At 71.2% G+C, this 16062-nt stretch carries 13 protein-coding genes and 1 pseudogene; 10 read left to right on the top strand and 4 right to left on the bottom strand.

The window, feature by feature from the left end:
- Positions 1 to 158 precede the first annotated feature (158 nt).
- On the bottom strand, positions 159 to 731 hold the full coding sequence (locus OIU81_RS08815) for a GNAT family N-acetyltransferase (RefSeq protein ID WP_443073947.1): 573 nt from the start codon (positions 729 to 731) through the stop codon (positions 159 to 161).
- Positions 732 to 1023: 292 nt separating this feature from the next.
- On the opposite strand from OIU81_RS08815, the gene OIU81_RS08810 reads away from it, so the two are divergent.
- The 4 genes from OIU81_RS08810 (at position 1024) to OIU81_RS08795 (ending at position 5738) form a co-directional block, all read left to right on the top strand.
- Complete coding sequence (locus OIU81_RS08810) at positions 1024 to 3576, top strand: sensor histidine kinase KdpD (RefSeq protein ID WP_329145577.1); 2553 nt, start codon at positions 1024 to 1026, stop codon at positions 3574 to 3576.
- A gap of 79 nt (positions 3577 to 3655) precedes the next feature.
- Positions 3656 to 4339 carry a response regulator gene (locus OIU81_RS08805; RefSeq protein ID WP_006602617.1) on the top strand — a complete coding sequence of 228 codons (684 nt, stop codon included), beginning with the start codon at positions 3656 to 3658 and terminating at the stop codon, positions 4337 to 4339.
- A 124-nt stretch (positions 4340 to 4463) separates the two neighbouring features.
- Positions 4464 to 4862: an OB-fold nucleic acid binding domain-containing protein gene (locus OIU81_RS08800; protein ID WP_189096321.1), complete on the top strand. Its 399-nt coding sequence runs from the start codon at positions 4464 to 4466 to the stop codon at positions 4860 to 4862.
- Positions 4863 to 4865: 3 nt separating this feature from the next.
- A complete protein-coding gene (locus tag OIU81_RS08795; RefSeq protein ID WP_443073946.1) occupies positions 4866 to 5738 on the top strand; it encodes a DUF3159 domain-containing protein in 873 nt (290 codons plus the stop codon).
- Between the two features lie 82 nt (positions 5739 to 5820).
- Here OIU81_RS08795 and OIU81_RS08790 read toward each other — a convergent pair whose 3' ends face one another.
- On the bottom strand, positions 5821 to 6492 hold the full coding sequence (locus tag OIU81_RS08790; protein WP_129251348.1) for a potassium channel family protein: 672 nt from the start codon (positions 6490 to 6492) through the stop codon (positions 5821 to 5823).
- Positions 6489 to 7157, bottom strand: a complete 669-nt coding sequence (locus tag OIU81_RS08785) for a potassium channel family protein (protein WP_006602613.1) — start codon at positions 7155 to 7157, stop codon at positions 6489 to 6491. The genes OIU81_RS08790 and OIU81_RS08785 overlap by 4 nt, the downstream gene beginning before the upstream one ends.
- A 330-nt stretch (positions 7158 to 7487) precedes the next feature.
- Between OIU81_RS08785 and OIU81_RS08780 the strand changes: the two genes are divergently transcribed.
- The 6 genes from OIU81_RS08780 to OIU81_RS08755 all read left to right on the top strand — a co-directional run bounded on the left by OIU81_RS08780 (position 7488) and on the right by OIU81_RS08755 (position 15152).
- Positions 7488 to 9461: an NAD-binding protein gene (locus tag OIU81_RS08780; RefSeq protein ID WP_329154970.1), complete on the top strand. Its 1974-nt coding sequence runs from the start codon at positions 7488 to 7490 to the stop codon at positions 9459 to 9461.
- A gap of 352 nt (positions 9462 to 9813) precedes the next feature.
- Positions 9814 to 11865, top strand: coding sequence for an APC family permease (locus OIU81_RS08775; protein ID WP_329145572.1), 2052 nt, complete (start codon positions 9814 to 9816; stop codon positions 11863 to 11865).
- 170 nt (positions 11866 to 12035) lie between these two features.
- Positions 12036 to 13358 carry a class I SAM-dependent RNA methyltransferase gene (locus OIU81_RS08770; protein ID WP_329145571.1) on the top strand — a complete coding sequence of 441 codons (1323 nt, stop codon included), beginning with the start codon at positions 12036 to 12038 and terminating at the stop codon, positions 13356 to 13358.
- A 64-nt stretch (positions 13359 to 13422) separates the two neighbouring features.
- Complete coding sequence (locus tag OIU81_RS08765) at positions 13423 to 13728, top strand: transposase (RefSeq protein ID WP_329142501.1); 306 nt, start codon at positions 13423 to 13425, stop codon at positions 13726 to 13728.
- A 35-nt stretch (positions 13729 to 13763) separates the two neighbouring features.
- On the top strand, positions 13764 to 14888 hold the full coding sequence (locus OIU81_RS08760; protein ID WP_329142502.1) for an IS30 family transposase: 1125 nt from the start codon (positions 13764 to 13766) through the stop codon (positions 14886 to 14888).
- A 9-nt stretch (positions 14889 to 14897) separates the two neighbouring features.
- Positions 14898 to 15152 (top strand): integrase core domain-containing protein, encoded by a 255-nt coding sequence (locus OIU81_RS08755; protein ID WP_329145569.1) that lies wholly within the window; start codon positions 14898 to 14900, stop codon positions 15150 to 15152.
- A gap of 322 nt (positions 15153 to 15474) precedes the next feature.
- Here OIU81_RS08755 and OIU81_RS08750 read toward each other — a convergent pair.
- A pseudogene (locus tag OIU81_RS08750) lies at positions 15475 to 16051 on the bottom strand (alpha/beta hydrolase fold domain-containing protein).
- Positions 16052 to 16062 lie beyond the last annotated feature (11 nt).

The following is a 16062-nucleotide window of genomic DNA, read 5'->3' as shown; positions in this document are numbered from 1 at the left end:
GTGGGAGGGGAGGGGGCGAAGAAGGCGGAACTTGCCCCCAGCGGCTGGGCCTGGCCCCGGCCTCAAAGCCTCAACCGCCAACCCCAACCTGCACCCCCAACCCCCAAGCCCCAACCCCCACCCCCAACTCCCAACCCGGCCCCCTGCCCCGTAGCGGATTACCAGACGTCGCCGTCGCGCCAGTCGCAGGTGAGGTCGGTGTCGAGGTCGAGTGCCGTGGTTGCGGTCGGGAGGACGTAGATGCAGCCGTCCTCGTCCGCGGTGCGCCGGATGCCGTGCGGAGTGAGCGCCCAGGAGTGGCCGCGCCACAGCTGCCAGCCGCGGGCGGCGTAGAAGGAGGCGGCCTCGTCGGAGGCGCCGAGCGCACCGAGGTCGTAGCCGCTGCGGACCACCCGCTCCAGGGCGCTCATCATGGCCGTACCATGACCGCGCCCGCGCCGGTCCGCACGGACGCCGACGCCCTCCACATATCCGCAGCGCAGTGCCCGGCCGCCGTGCAGCAGACGTCGCTGGATCACGGAGGCGTGCCCGATCACCTCGCTGTCCTCCTGGACCAGGGCGTGCAGACCGCCGAGTGCGTGTTCCCAGTCCTCCGAGGTCATGTCGTCGAAGACGTCGTAGAGGAGGGCGCGGACCGCCTTGAGGGTGGCGGCGTCCAGGTCGGAGGTGTGGGCGATCCGTACGTCGGGGATGCGGGGCGTCGTCAGCTGTGCCTCGGTCATGTCGGTCATCGTTGCAGCCGTCCGGTGGGCGGGCGACGGTTTTTCCCGTCCGCGGCTACGCCTTGCCGCCGTGCCGGTGCGGATGTCCCCCGATGCACTTCCTGCGGCCCGTCCGCTCGTCCGCCCGTCCCCCGACCCGCCAGCCCCTGAACCGGCCCCCGCCGCCTCCCACGCTCCCCATCAGAGTCCCGTCAAGACCAGCCTTGAAGTCGTCCGATGCGGCTTTTATCCCCTTGTCGGGTCGTAGGGTCGCAGCAGGCTCAGCCCGGTGGGGGCGGCCTTCACGTAAGACAATGGGGCCATGGCACGCGGCAAGCTACGGATATATCTCGGCGCGGCACCGGGCGTCGGCAAGACGTACGCGATGCTGTCCGAGGCGCACCGGCGCGTGGAGCGGGGCACGGACCTTGTGGTGGCGTTCGTCGAGCACCACGGCAGGCCCCGCACGGAGGTCATGCTCCACGGGCTGGAGCAGATCCGGCGCCGGGAGCTGGAGTACCGCGGCGCGGTTTTCACCGAAATGGACGTGGACGGGGTGCGGGCCCGCGGCCCGGCCGTGGCGCTGGTCGACGAGCTGGCGCACACCAACGTTCCCGGGTCGCGCAACGGCAAGCGGTGGCAGGACGTCGAGGAGCTGCTGGAGGCCGGGATCGATGTGATCTCGACGGTGAACATCCAGCATCTGGAGTCGCTCGGGGACGTCGTCGAGTCCATAACGGGTGTGCGGCAGCGCGAGACCGTACCGGACGAGATCGTCCGCCGGGCCGACCAGATCGAACTTGTCGATATGTCGCCCCAGGCGATCCGCCGGCGGATGGCGCACGGCAACATCTACCAGTCCGACAAGGTGGACGCCGCCCTGTCCAACTACTTCCGCCCGGGCAACCTCACGGCGCTGCGCGAGCTGGCGCTGCTGTGGGTCGCCGACCGGGTGGACGAGTATCTGCAGGAGTACCGCGCGGAGCATTCGATCCGCTCCACCTGGCAGGCGCGGGAGCGCATCGTCGTCGGACTCACCGGCGGGCCGGAGGGACGGACGCTGATCCGCCGCGCGGCCCGGATGGCGGCCAAGGGGTCGGGCAGTGAGGTGCTCGCCGTCTACATCGCCCGCAGCGACGGGCTGACCTCGGCCTCGCCCAAGGAACTCGCCGTCCAGCGCACGCTGGTGGAGGACCTGGGAGGAACGTTCCACCACGTCATCGGCGACGACATCCCCGGTGCCCTGCTGGAGTTCGCGCGGGGGGTCAACGCCACCCAGATCGTGCTGGGGTCCAGTCGCCGCAAGGCCTGGCAGTACATCTTCGGGCCGGGGGTGGGCGCGAGCGTCGCCCGGGATTCCGGGCCCGATCTCGATGTGCACATCGTCACCCACGAGGAGGCCGCCAAGGGCCGGGGGCTTCCGGTGGTGCGCGGGGCGCGGCTGGGGCGGGCCCGGATCATCGCCGGCTGGCTCGTCGGCGTCGTCGGCCCCGTACTGCTCTCACTGCTGCTGACCAGTATCGCCAACGGTCCCGGGCTGGCCAACGACGTGCTGCTGTTCCTCTTCCTGACCGTCGTCGCCGCGCTGCTCGGCGGGCAGCTGCCGGCGCTGGCGTCGGCAGCGGCCGGTTCGCTGCTGCTGAACTTCTACTTCACCCCGCCGACGCACACCCTGACGGTCAGCGACCCGGAGAACCTCGTCGCGATCGTGATCTTCTTCGCGGTCGCGGTGTCGGTCGCCTCCGTGGTGGACCTCGCCGCCCGGCGCACCCACCAGGCCGCCAGGCTGCGCGCCGAGTCGGAGATCCTGTCCTTCCTGGCGGGCAGCGTGCTGCGCGGTGAGACGACGCTGGACGCGCTGCTGGAGCGGGTGCGCGAGACCTTCGGCATGGACACGGTGGCGCTGCTGGAGCGGGCCGGCGACGTCGAGCCGTGGACCTGCGCGGGCCAGGCCGGCACCGACCACGGCAAGCCGCTGCAGCGCCCCGAGGACGCCGATGTCGACATGCCGGTGGGCGACCACATGGCGCTGGCGCTGCGGGGCCGGGTGCTGCCCGCGGAGGACCGCCGGGTGCTGGCCGCGTTCGCCGCCCAGGCCGCCGTCGTACTGGACCGGCAGCGGCTGGTGGGCGAGGCGGAGCAGGCCCGGGAGCTGGCCGAGGGCAACCGCATCAGGACGGCGCTGCTGGCCGCGGTCAGCCACGATCTGCGTACCCCGCTGGCGAGCATCAAGGCCTCCGTCACCTCCCTGCGCTCCGATGATGTCGCCTGGTCCCAGGAGGACGAGGCGGAGCTGCTGGCCGGCATCGAGGCGGGCGCCGACCGGCTGGACCATCTCGTCGGCAATCTCCTGGACATGTCCCGGCTGCAGACCGGCACCGTCACCCCGCTGATCCGCGACATCGACCTCGACGAGGTGGTGCCGATGGCGCTGGGCGGCGTCCCGGAGGGCAGCGTCACCCTCGACATCCCCGAGGAGCTGCCGATCGTCGCCGTCGACCCGGGGCTGCTGGAGCGCTCGGTCGCCAACCTCGTCGAGAACGCCGTGAAATACAGCCCGGACGGGAGGGCGGTGCTGGTCTCGGCCAGTGCGCTCGGCGACCGGGTGGAGCTGCGGATCGCCGACCGCGGTCCGGGGGTGCCGGACGGTGCCAAGGACCGGATCTTCGAGCCCTTCCAGCGCTACGGTGACGCGCCGCGCGGCGCCGGTGTGGGGCTGGGACTGGCCGTGGCGCGCGGCTTCGCGGAGGCGATGGGCGGCACACTCGCCGCCGAGGACACCCCCGGCGGCGGGATGACCATGGTGCTCACCCTCCGGGCCGCCCCCGGCGGGCCACCCGCCAGGCCCGGTCTCCCGGCGCGGGCCACGACATGACCCGGGCCGCCGGGATCACCCCCACCCCACCTCGCGCGGGCCCGGCCCGCCGGGGGACGACACCACGAGGAGAACGCCAGTGAACCGGGTGCTTGTGGTCGATGACGAGCCGCAGATCGTCCGCGCCCTCGTGATCAACCTGAAGGCGCGCAAGTACGAGGTCGACGCCGCCCCCGACGGAGCCACCGCGCTGAAACTCGCGGCCGCCCGTCACCCCGATGTGATCGTCCTCGACCTCGGCCTGCCCGATATGGACGGCGTCGAGGTGATCAAGGGGCTGCGGGGCTGGACGCGGGTGCCGATCCTGGTGCTCTCCGCGCGGCAGACCTCCGACGAGAAGGTGGAGGCGCTGGACGCCGGCGCGGACGACTACGTCACCAAGCCGTTCGGCATGGACGAGCTGCTGGCCCGGCTGCGGGCGGCGGTGCGCCGGGCCGAGCCGACCGGGCCGGCCGACGACGAGGTGATCGTCGAGACCGAGGGGTTCACCGTCGACCTCGCCGCGAAGAAGGTCAACCGCGGCGGCCGGGACATCCGGCTGACCCCCACCGAGTGGCATCTGCTGGAGGTCCTGGTCCGCAACGCGGGACGGCTGGTCAGCCAGAAGCAGCTGCTCCAGGAGGTCTGGGGCCCCTCGTACGGCACCGAGACCAACTATCTGCGGGTGTACATGGCCCAGCTCCGCCGCAAGCTGGAGAGCGACCCCTCGCACCCGAAGCACTTCATCACCGAGCCGGGCATGGGATACCGCTTCGAGCAGTAGTGCCCGTGGCGGCCTGCCCCGCAGCGGCCTGCCCCGCGGCGGCCGGGCGCGGCTTTGTCAGGCGGGTACGAAGTCCCTGTGCGGGCCGTGATCCGTTGCCCCGGCCACCGGTACGCTGGGGGCCATGAGTGCTGGGACCCGATCCGAGAAGCCGGCCGGTCGTTTCCGCCGGATGCTCGACCGGCTGTCCTCCTCCGAGGAGGAGCTGCAGTCCGCCGAGCTGCAACAGGATGCGCAGAACGCGGGGTGCACCCGTATCTGCGACTGCGACGACCGCCAGATAGTCAAGGTCACCGGCACCCTGCGGCATGTCACGCTGCGGCCGCGCGCCGGGGTGCCCGCGCTCGAGGCGGAGCTGTTCGACGGCTCCGCGGCGCTCGACGTGGTGTGGCTGGGACGCCGCTCCATCGTCGGGATCGAGCCGGGCCGCAAGCTCATCGCCTCGGGCCGGGTCTCGCTGAGCCACGGACGCCGGGTGCTCTTCAATCCGAAGTACGAACTCCGACCGCTCGGACAGGAGTAGCCGGTGACGTCTTACGACCGACCGACCACTGACGCGCATGCCCACCCCGATCCCTCCGCAGGCCCCTCGTCCGCCCCGCCCGGCCAGGACGCCGAGGGCGCCCCTGACGGCAGGCAGCTGACCGAAGCCGCGCTGTTCGAGGCGTTCGGCGGCGTGCGCGGCATGGTGGAGACCGTGGTCCCCGGCCTGCTGTTCGTCACGATCTTCACGATCAACAAGGATCTGCACGTCTCGGCGATCGCCGCGCTGGCCGTCTCGCTGGTGCTGGCGGCGGTGCGCCTGGTCCGCAAGGACACCGTCAAGCACGCGTTCAGCGGTGTCTTCGGGGTGGCCTTCGGCGTGGTCTTCGCGATGATGACCGGCAACGCCAAGGACTTCTACCTGCCGGGCATGCTCTACACCCTCGGGCTGGCCGTCGCTTACCTCGGCACCACGCTCGCCGGCGTCCCGCTGATCGGGCTGATGCTGGGCCCGGTGTTCAAGGAGAACCTCTCCTGGCGCACCCGCAACCCCGGCCGCAAGAAGGCGTACGCCAAGGCCAGTTGGGCCTGGGGGCTGATCCTGCTCGCCAAGTGCGCGATCCTCTTCCCGCTGTACTGGTGGGCCGACACCACCCAGCTCGGCTGGGTGCTGATCGCGCTGAAGATCCCGCCGTTCCTGCTCGCCGTCTATCTCACCTGGATCTTCCTGGCGAAGGCCCCGGCGCCGATCGACGTCTTCGCCGAGATGGAGGCGAAGGAGAAGGCCGAGGAGGAGGCCGCCGAGCGCCGCCGCGGTGAGCACGCGGCCGCGGACCGGGCGACCGGCGCGCCGTACGGGGGCATCGCGGCACCGGCCGCCCCGGAGCGCCCGCAGGGGCCGCGGCACCGCCGCTGACACCACCGACGCACCGAACGCCGTGGCCCGGGAACCATATGGTTCCCGGGCCACGGCGTTCGGCGGGCCGAAGCGGCCGGTGCTACGACTCCTCGTGCCGCACCGACAGCAGGTCCTCCAGCTGCTCCTCGCGCGACTGCGCCGCGACGAACAGCAGCTCGTCACCGGCCTCCAGCGCGTCCTCCTTGTTGGGCGTCAGCACCCGCGTGCCGCGGATGATCGTGACCAGGGAGGTGTCCTGGGGCCACTCCACGTCGCCGACCCGGGTGCCGGCCAGCGCGGCCTCCGGCGGCAGCGTCAGCTCGACGAGGTTGGCGTCGCCGTGGCTGAAGCGCAGCAGCCGCACCAGGTCGCCGACGCTGACCGCCTCCTCGACCAGGGCCGACATCAGACGCGGCGTGGAGACCGCGACATCGACGCCCCAGGACTCGTTGAACAGCCACTCGTTCTTGGGGTTGTTGACCCGCGCGACCACCCGCGGCACGCCGTACTCGGTCTTGGCGAGCAGCGAGACGACGAGGTTGACCTTGTCGTCGCCGGTCGCCGCGATGACGACGTTGCAGCGCTGCAGCGCCGCCTCGTCGAGCGAGGTGATCTCGCAGGCGTCGGCCAGCAGCCACTCGGCCAGCGGCACCCGCTCGACCGAGATGGCGGTCGGCGCCTTGTCGATGAGCAGGATCTCGTGACCGTTCTCCAGGAGTTCGCCGGCGATGGAACGGCCCACCGCGCCCGCGCCCGCAATCGCGACCCTCATGACTGCGCCCCCTCGGGACCCGTGGCGAATGCCGCCTCGACCTTCTCGACCTCGTCGGTGCGCATCATCACGTGCACCAGGTCGCCTTCCTGCAGCACCGTCTGCGAGGTCGGCAGCATCGCCTCGCCCAGCCGGGTGAGGAAGGCGACGCGGACGCCGGTCTCCTCCTGCAGCGTGCTGATCTTGTGCCCGACCCAGGAGGGGTCGGTGTGCACCTCGGCGAGCTGGACGCCGCCGCTCGGGTCCCGCCACAGCGGCTCGGCACCCGAGGGCAGCAGCCGGCGCAGCATCTGGTCGGCCGTCCAGCGGACGGTGGCGACGGTGGGGATGCCCAGGCGCTGGTAGACCTCGGCGCGGCGCGGGTCGTAGATACGGGCCGCGACGTTCTCGACACCGAACATCTCGCGGGCCACCCGGGCGGCGATGATGTTGGAGTTGTCACCGCTGGAGACGGCCGCGAAGGCGCCCGCCTCCTCGATGCCGGCCTCGCGCAGGGTGTCCTGGTCGAAGCCGACGCCGGTCACCCGGCGGCCGCCGAAGGACGAGCCCAGGCGACGGAACGCGGTCGGGTCCTGGTCGACCACCGCGATGGTGTGCCCCTGGCTCTCCAGGGTCTGTGCGAGCGCGGAGCCCACGCGCCCGCACCCCATGATGACGATGTGCATGCTGATTACCCCGTGCCCTGTACTAGCGCGATGACCTGCACAAACACCCTGCTCACTACTTTCTTCTCCCAGTACCGGCGACACGAGGCCACGGCTCGCGACACGGACCCGGCGGGGTTGACGGGAACGCCGCCCGCACCGTGGTCCGGTACAACCGTAGCCGCAATGCCCGCCCTGGTAGGGGGCGCGGTGGGCGGCATTCGGATGGGGACCCGCCCGGCGGGGCGACCGTCTCCCGCACCGGGCTGCGCCGCGCCGGTCCCGTAGGGCACGCTGACCTGTGTGCCCAACCTGCCTCTCCAGCCCCAACAGGGCTCCTATGCCTCGCACATGGTCGTCTGCGGCGACGACGCGCTCGCGCACCGGCTCGCCGCCGAGCTCCGGGACGTCTACGGCGAACGGGTGACGCTGGTCGCCCCCTCCGCCCGGGAGCCGCACCGCCCCCGCATCCCGCCGCCGGCCCGCGCGCTCGACCGGGCGACCGCGCTCCTGGGCCGGGTGTCGGCGGCGGTCGCCCGTACCCCGCCGGTGCCGTCCGAGGCGCTCGGGGACGGCACGGAGCCCCCGGAGGAGACCGTACGGATCCTGGAGGCGGCGCAGCCGGACGACGTGGCGCTGACCGAGGCGGGCATCGCCGGGGCGGGCGCGCTGGCACTGGTCTACGACGACGATGAGCTCAACATCCACGCCGCGCTGCGCGCCCGCCGGCTCAACCCCCGCCTGCGGCTGGTCATCCGGCTCTACAACCGCAAACTCGGCCAGCATCTGGAGGAGTTGCTCGACCAGGCCGCGGCGGTCGCCGCCCTGGACAGCGACGGCGGCGGGGACGCGGGGGGCGCCGACGCCGCCGACGCCTCCACGACTGTGCTGTCCGACGCGGACACCGTGGCCCCCGCGCTGGTGGCCACCGCGGTCGCCGGGACCAGCAAGGTCATCGAGGCGGACGGGCTGCTGCTGCGGGCGGTGGAGCGGATGCCGGTGCCGCCCGGCCGGCCGGGCGACCCCGGCCTGTGCACCCTGGCGCTGCTGCCCGCCGGCAACGACCCCGGCCAGGAGCCGGGTTCGGGCCACAGCGGCGACGAGCGGCCGTTGCTGCTCCCGGACGATGCCGCGGTCGCGGGCGCCGCCGGCTGCGGCACCGTCGTCCTGGAGACCGTCTCCTATACGGGGCGGCCGGTGCGCCCCGCACGGCTGCGCGGCCGGGGCGCCCCCCTCGCCTCGCTCTTCTCCCGGCGGCTGCGCTGGTCCCTGGCCGGCGTCGTCGGCGCGGTGCTGGCGCTGGCCGTCGCCTCCTGGCTCACCACCGGTCTGGACCCGGTGCACGGCGCCTATCTCACGCTGCTGGACCTCTTCGCGATCAACGACCCGGCGCTCGGCCAGCCGCTGCCCCGCAAGATCCTGCAACTGCTGTCCGGGCTGACCGGACTGTTGCTGCTGCCGGTGCTGGTCGCGGCGGCGTTCGAGGGGCTGGGCACCTTCCGCAGTGCCTCGGCGCTGCGCCGCCCGCCGCGCGGTCTGTCGGGGCACGTGGTGCTGCTCGGCCTCGGCAAGGTCGGCACCCGCGTCCTGGCGCGGCTGCACGAGATGGGCATCCCCGTGGTGTGCATCGAGGCGGATCCGGAGGCGCGGGGCATCGCCCTGGCCCGCCGGCTGCGGGTGCCCACCGTCCTGGGGGACGTCACCCAGGAAGGCGTCCTGGAGGCCGCGATGATCGACCGGGCGGCCTCCCTGCTCGCCCTCAGCAGCGCGGACACCACGAACCTGGAGGCCGCCCTCTACGCCCGCAGTGTCACCCCGGGGCTGCGGGTCACCCTGCGGCTGTTCGACGACCGCTTCGCCACCGCCGTCTACCGCACCCTGCGCGCCGCGCATCCACGGGCGCTCACCCGCAGCCGCAGCACCTCCTTCCTGGCCGCGCCCGCCTTCGCCGGCGCGATGATGGGGCGCCAGATCCTGGGGGCCATCCCCGTCGAGCGCCGGGTGCTGCTGGTCGCCCGGGTCGGGGTGCGCGGCAATGCCGCCCTGGAGGGCCGTACCGTCGCCGAAGTGCTGCGGCCGGGGCGGCTGCGGGTACTGGCCGTCGACACCTCCGCGCCCGACGACGCGCAGGCGCAGGCCGCGGCCGCCGCGCCACCGCCGGACACCGAGCGCGAACCGGCCCGCCTGGTGCACGAACTCGGCGACGACTACGTCCTCCGGCCGCAGGACCGGGTGCTGCTGGCGGCCACCCGGCAGGGGCTGGGCGATCTCCACGTCCGGCGGCCACGGGCCACGGGAGCCGGGGCCGGGATCCGGCAGGGCTGAACCGGGGAGCGGGAGCGGGCACCACCGGTCCCGCCCGTTCCCCCGCCGCCGCGGCCCTCGCGCGCGGGGCCGCACCGTGATCCCCGCGTCGCACCCCGTCACCGGCGTGATCACTCCGTGACGGCCCCACTCGTTCCCGTGACGGGCGCCGAAGGTGCGTGACGAACGCCACAGCCCGGGCCGCCGGGCTCGGCCCGGGCGTGCGACGTGCGGATCCTGTGCCGGCACCGCCCTGTGGAGCACCCGTCAGCAGGCCGGATGTGCCCCGCGGGACCCACCGCGCTCCCCGGGGCGGTCACAGGTGTGGGGAGCGGGTGGGCGCGGGCCTTGACGAAGGCTTAGCATCCTCTGCGTGTCCAAACTGACCGACGTGCCCAAACGGATCTTGATCGGGCGCGCACTGCGCAGCGACAAGCTCGGGGAGACCCTGCTTCCCAAGCGCATCGCACTCCCCGTCTTCGCCTCCGACCCGCTCTCCTCGGTGGCCTATGCGCCCGGCGAGGTGCTCCTCGTCCTGTCCGTCGCGGGAGTCTCTGCGTACCACTTCAGCCCCTGGATCGCGGTCGCGGTCGTGGTGCTGATGTTCACGGTCGTGGCGTCGTACCGGCAGAACGTGCACGCCTACCCGAGCGGCGGTGGTGACTACGAGGTCGCCACCACCAACCTCGGCCCCAAGGCGGGTCTCACGGTCGCCAGCGCCCTGCTCGTCGACTATGTGCTGACCGTCGCGGTCTCCATCGCCTCCGGGGTGGAGAACCTGGGCTCCGCGATCCCCTTCGTCGTCCAGCACAAGACCCTGTGCGCGATCGCCATCATCGTGCTGCTGACGCTGATGAACCTGCGCGGCGTCAGGGAATCGGGCAAGCTCTTCGCGATCCCGACGTACGTCTTCGTGGCCGGCGTCTTCATCATGATCGTCTGGGGCGTGATCCGCGGCGTCGTCATGGGCGACACGATGAATGCCCCCACCGCGGGCTTCACCATCCACGCCGAACAGGGCGGGCTGGCCGGCTTCGCGCTGGTCTTCCTCCTGCTGCGCGCCTTCTCCTCCGGCTGTGCCGCGCTCACCGGTGTCGAGGCGATCTCCAACGGCGTCCCGGCCTTCCGCAAGCCGAAGTCCAAGAACGCCGCGACCACCCTGGCCCTCATGGGCGGGTTGGCCGTCACCATGTTCTGCGGCATCATCGGCCTGGCCATGGCCACCCACGTCAGGATGGCGGAGTCCCCCGCCAAGGACCTGCTCGAAAACGGCAAGCCGGTCGGCTCCGGCTACACCCAGAACCCGGTCATCTCGCAGGTGGCCGAGGCGGTCTTCGGCAAGGGCAGCTTCCTCTTCGTCGTCCTGGCCGCCGCCACCGCCCTGGTGCTGTTCCTCGCCGCCAACACCGCCTACAACGGCTTCCCGCTGCTCGGCTCGATCCTCGCCCAGGACCGCTATCTGCCGCGCCAGCTGCACACCCGCGGCGACCGCCTGGCGTTCTCCAACGGCATCGTCCTGCTGGCCGGCGCTGCCGCGATCCTCGTCTACCTCTACGGCGCGGACTCCACCCGGCTCATCCAGCTCTACATCGTCGGCGTCTTCGTCTCCTTCACGCTCAGCCAGACCGGCATGGTCCGTCACTGGAACCGCCATCTGCGCTCCGAGACCGACCCGGCCAAGCGCCGCCGGATGCACCGCTCGCGCGCCATCAACGCCTTCGGTGCCTTCTTCACGGGCCTGGTCCTGGTCGTCGTCCTCCTGACGAAGTTCACCCACGGCGCCTGGGTCGCACTGCTCGGCATGGTCATCTTCTTTGTGACGATGTCCGCGATCCGCCGCCACTACGACCGGGTCGCCGACGAGATCGCCGCCGAGGAGACCCCCGACGACGACGTGGTCCGCCCCTCCCGGGTGCACTCCCTCGTCCTGGTCTCCAAGGTGCACAAGCCCACCCTGCGCGCCCTGAACTACGCCAAGCTGATGCGCTCCGACAGCCTCGAAGCGGTCAGCGTGGACGTGGACCAGGCCGACACCAAGGCCCTGCGCGAGGAGTGGGAGCGGCGCGGCATCGAGGTGCCGCTGAAGGTCCTGGCCTCCCCGTACCGCGAGATCACCCGGCCGATCATCGACTACGTCAAGTCGCTGCGCCGGGAGAGCCCGCGCGACGCCGTCTCCGTCTACATCCCCGAGTACGTCGTCGGCCACTGGTACGAGCACCTCCTCCACAACCAGTCCGCGCTGCGCCTCAAGGGCCGCCTCCTGTTCACCCCCGGCGTCATGGTGACGTCCGTGCCCTGGCAGCTGGACTCCTCCGAGGCCGCCAAGCTGCGCGCCCGCAAGCGCGCGGAGTGGAACGCGCCCGGTGCCGTCCGCCGCGGACCGGTCAGCCAGCCGAAGAGGGAAAAGTCGGCCACCAAGAAGTAGCCGCCACCGCCCGGACCTGCGTCACGACCAGGTCCGGGCGGCACGGCCGTCGGAACGGTCGGGACGGACGGGACACGGGGGCCGGGGCACCGCACGCCGGGCCGTAGACTTGACGGTCGGCGTCCCGCCGTACCGCCCCGGCACCACCCCATCTCAGGAGCCCTCCCGCCATGCAGGCAGAACCGAAGAAGTCGCTGGTCGGCGAGGAGCACGAGGTCGAGGTCGGCCCGGTCGCACACGGCGGCCACTGCATCGCCCGCACCGACGAGGGGCAGGTCCTCTTCGTCCGGCACGCCCTCCCCGGCGAGCGCGTCATCGCCCGCGTCACCGACGGCGAGGAAGGCGCCCGCTTCCTGCGCGCCGACGCCGTCACGGTCCTCGAGGCCTCCAAGGACCGGGTCGAGGCCCCCTGCCCCTTCTCCGGCCCCGGCCGCTGCGGCGGCTGCGACTGGCAGCACGCCGCACCCGGCGCGCAGCGCCGCCTGAAGGCCGCGGTGATCACCGAACAGCTCCAGCGCCTGGCCGGGCTCACCCCCGAGGACGCCGGCTGGGACGGCACCGTCGAACCCGCCCCCGGTGACAAGGTCGCCAAGGGCGAGGTGCCGGCCTGGCGCACCCGCGTCCAGTACGCCGTCGACGCCGAGGGCCGTGCGGGCCTGCGCAAGCACCGCTCCCACGACATCGAGCCGATCGACCACTGCATGATCGCCGCCCCCGGTGTCTCCGAACTCGGCATCGAGCAGCGCGAGTGGCCGCAGATCGCCACCGTCGAGGCGATCGCCGCCACCGGCTCCCACGACCGCCAGGTCGTCCTCACCCCCCGCCCCGGCGGCCGCCTCCCGATCGTCGAACTCGACAAGCCCGTCTCCGTTCTCCGCGTCCACGAGAAGGACGGCGGCGTCCACCGCGTCCACGGCCGCCCCTTCGTCCGCGAACGCGCCGCCGACCGCACCTGGCGCGTCGGCAACGGCGGCTTCTGGCAGGTCCACCCGAAGGCCGCCGATCTCCTCGTCGAGGCCGTCATGCAGGGCCTGATGCCCAAGAAGGGCGACATGGCCCTCGACCTGTACTGCGGCGTCGGCCTCTTCGCCGGCGCCCTCGCCGAACGCGTCGGCGACAAGGGCGCGGTCCTCGGCATCGAATCCGGCAAGCGCGCCGTCGAGGACGCCCGCCACAACCTCGCCGACCTCGACCGCGTACGCATCGAACACGGCAAGGTCGAGGCGATCCTCCCCCGCACCGGCATCACCGACGTCGACCTCGTCGTCCTCGACCCGCCCCGCGCCGGCGCCGGCAAACAAACCGTCACCCACCTCGCCTCCCTCACCCCCCGCCGCCTCGCCTACGTAGCCTGCGACCCGGCCGCCCTCTCCCGCGACCTCAAGTACTTCGCCGAGGTGGGGTACGTGCCGCGGAGGATGCGGGCGTTCGATCTGTTTCCGGTGACGCACCATGTGGAGTGCGTTGTGGTGCTGGAGAAGGCGGCAAAGTGAAGCTTCCCCTTGTGACTGGACACCTGGAGACTGGGACATGAGGTTCCAGAGGAAGTAGTGCCAGGTGGGTAGTCAGTACTCCAAGCGGTATTCGGAGGAGTTCAAGCGGGACGCGATCGCGTTGGCCCGCTCCTCCGACAAGACGATCACGGAGGTCGCGCGGGATCTGGGGGTGAGTCCGGAGAGTCTGCGTGGCTGGGTCAAGCGTGACCGGATCGACCGCGGCGGGGGCACGTCGGGCGAGCTGACCAGCGCTGAGCGCGAGGAGCTGAAGCGGCTGCGCAGGCAGAGCGCCGAACAGCAGAAGACGATCGAGATCCTGAAAAAAGCGGCCTTAGATTCAACCGGTCAGAGCAACAGTGCTGGTTGAGGACGGTATACGTGGCGAGATTGGGTCGGCCGGGGATGTCGGACGAGACGAAGGCCGACCTGTGGCGGCGGTGGAGGTCCGGGGAGTCGATCAGCGTCATCTCGAGACAGATCGGCAAACCGCCCGGCTCGGTGTTCACCGTCCTCAAGCATCACGGAGGAATCGCTCCCGCGCCTCGCAAGGCGCGCGCTGGAAGCCTGACCTTGGGCGAGCGGGAAGAGATCTCGCGCGGGCTTTGTGCCGGCCATTCCTACCGGGCGATCGCCAGCCTGCTGGGGCGTGCGGTGTCGACGATCAGCCGTGAAGTCGGCAACAACGGCGGACGCGACGTCTACCGGGCAATCGCTGCGCAGGAACGGGCACTTGACCGCGCCAGGCGCCCGAAACGGTGCCTGCTCGCCACCAGACCGGCGCTCAGGCAGAAGGTGCTGACCCTGCTCTGCGAGGAGTGGTCACCCGAGCAGATAGTCGGCCACCTTCGTCGCTATCACGGCAATGACCCGGCGATGGAGATCAGCCACGAGACGATCTACCGGTCGGTCTACACCACCCGGTGGAAAGTGATCCCCCGCGAGGTCTGCAAACGCCTTCGCACCGGCCGCCCGATCCGGAAGAACAAGCGACACACGGTGAAGGGACAATGGCGCTCGCAGATCACCGATGCCCGGCCGATCGAGGAGCGCCCCCAGGCCGCGGAGGACCGCAGCGAGCCCGGACATCTGGAAGGCGATCTGGTGATCGGCTCGAACAACAGCCAGGTCGCCACCCTGGTCGACCGAAAGACGCGGTTCCTCACGGTCGTGAAACTCGCCAGCCGCCACACCAACGTTGTCGTTCCAGCTCTAGCCGAGACATACACGCGCATGGACTCCCGACTACGAGGCACGCTGACCTGGGACCGCGGCATGGAACTGGCAGCCCATAAGCGTCTCAGCACCGACACCGGCGTCGACGTGTTCTTCGCAGCCCCACGCAGCCCCTGGCAGCGGGGCACCAACGAGAACACCAACAAGCTGCTCCGGCAGTACCTGCCCAAAGGGACGAACCTCTCGACGTTCAGCCAGGGCGACCTTGATGCCATCGCGGCAAAACTCAACAACCGCCCCCGCAAGTGCCTGGGATTCCGCACCCCGGCCGAGAGTGTTGCCTTGACCGGTTGAATCTAAGCGTTGGGGCTTCGTGAGAGCACCGGCAGGACTGGCTCCTGCTTCGACAACGCCGCGGCGGAGAGCTTCTGGGCCGTGCTCAAGGAAGAGATCGGCACCCGGATCTGGCCCGACCGGGCGACCGCCCGCGCCGACGTGTTCACGTTCATTGAGACCTTCTACAACCGGCGCCGCCTGCGCAAACACGCTGTGTTCGGGTACCTCACACCCCACGAGACGCGTCAGCGGTTCCGTAACGCCCAAACACTGGCAGCGTAGAAGAAGAGTGTCCAGGATCACGGGGAAACTTCAGGGTCGTGGTCGTGAGCTGCGCAGACGTCCTGGGCCCGATGGGGGGCGCGTAACTCGTCGCATACGGGGATGACGCGGGTAGCCCGGGTGCTCGGGCAGTTCGGGCTGGGCAGGAAGCCTGGCAGTGAGAGCACCGAGGGTTTCCGGGCTGGCGCGGGGGCAGGTGAACGGACTTATAGCAATCCGCAGCGGTGTCATTGCTTCTCCGTCGTGACGCCCATATGACGCTCGTTCTGGTGGGTGTCACCTGGCTGCTTGTGCAGGTCCTGCTGGGTGCGAGGCGTATCTCTCAAGGGCTGGCTATCTGGAATCCTGGCGATGTTCGGCCCGACTCCGGCGTTGCCGATTGCTGCGACTGGCGCTGGGAGGCAAACGATCGCTGGCTTACCGTCTTTGACGAGTCGTAGGGGCGAAAGAGTAGGTGGGCCGCCCGGGACGCGCCGGTGATGCCGTGCCGGTCGCGAAGGCGCAGCAGCGTCACGGCGCTGAGGTGGGCACCGGCCGATTCGCCCCCGGTCAGCAGCCGTTGGGTGCCGACCTCGGCCCGCGGCGTGCTTCACCAGCCACCGGGCGGCCGTTTCACAGTCGTTGGGCCCGGCGGGGAGCGGGTGTTGCGGTGCGAGGCGGTACTCCACGCTGAGCACGGCCGGCCGTGCCCGTACCTTCACCCGGCCCTCAAAGACGCGGTCTTGGTCGTGCGGCAGTCTTTCCGGTGGTGTGTCGCCACCGAGCCGGTTGCGTCGAAGGGTGGCCAGCAGGGCCGCGTCCGGCGTCACTTCGCGCGCCGGGCGGCTCGCGGCAGTGGTCTCGACGTGCTTGTTGAATGCCAGGGTCTCGGCGAGGCAGTCCTCATCGGTGAGCGTCATGCCGCCCACGG

It is taken from the genome of Streptomyces sp. NBC_01454 (genome assembly GCF_036227565.1).
In the GTDB taxonomy this organism is placed as follows: Bacteria; Actinomycetota; Actinomycetes; order Streptomycetales; family Streptomycetaceae; genus Streptomyces.
Note: the sequence above shows the minus strand (reverse complement) of the source record. Positions and strands in the feature narration are given on the sequence as shown.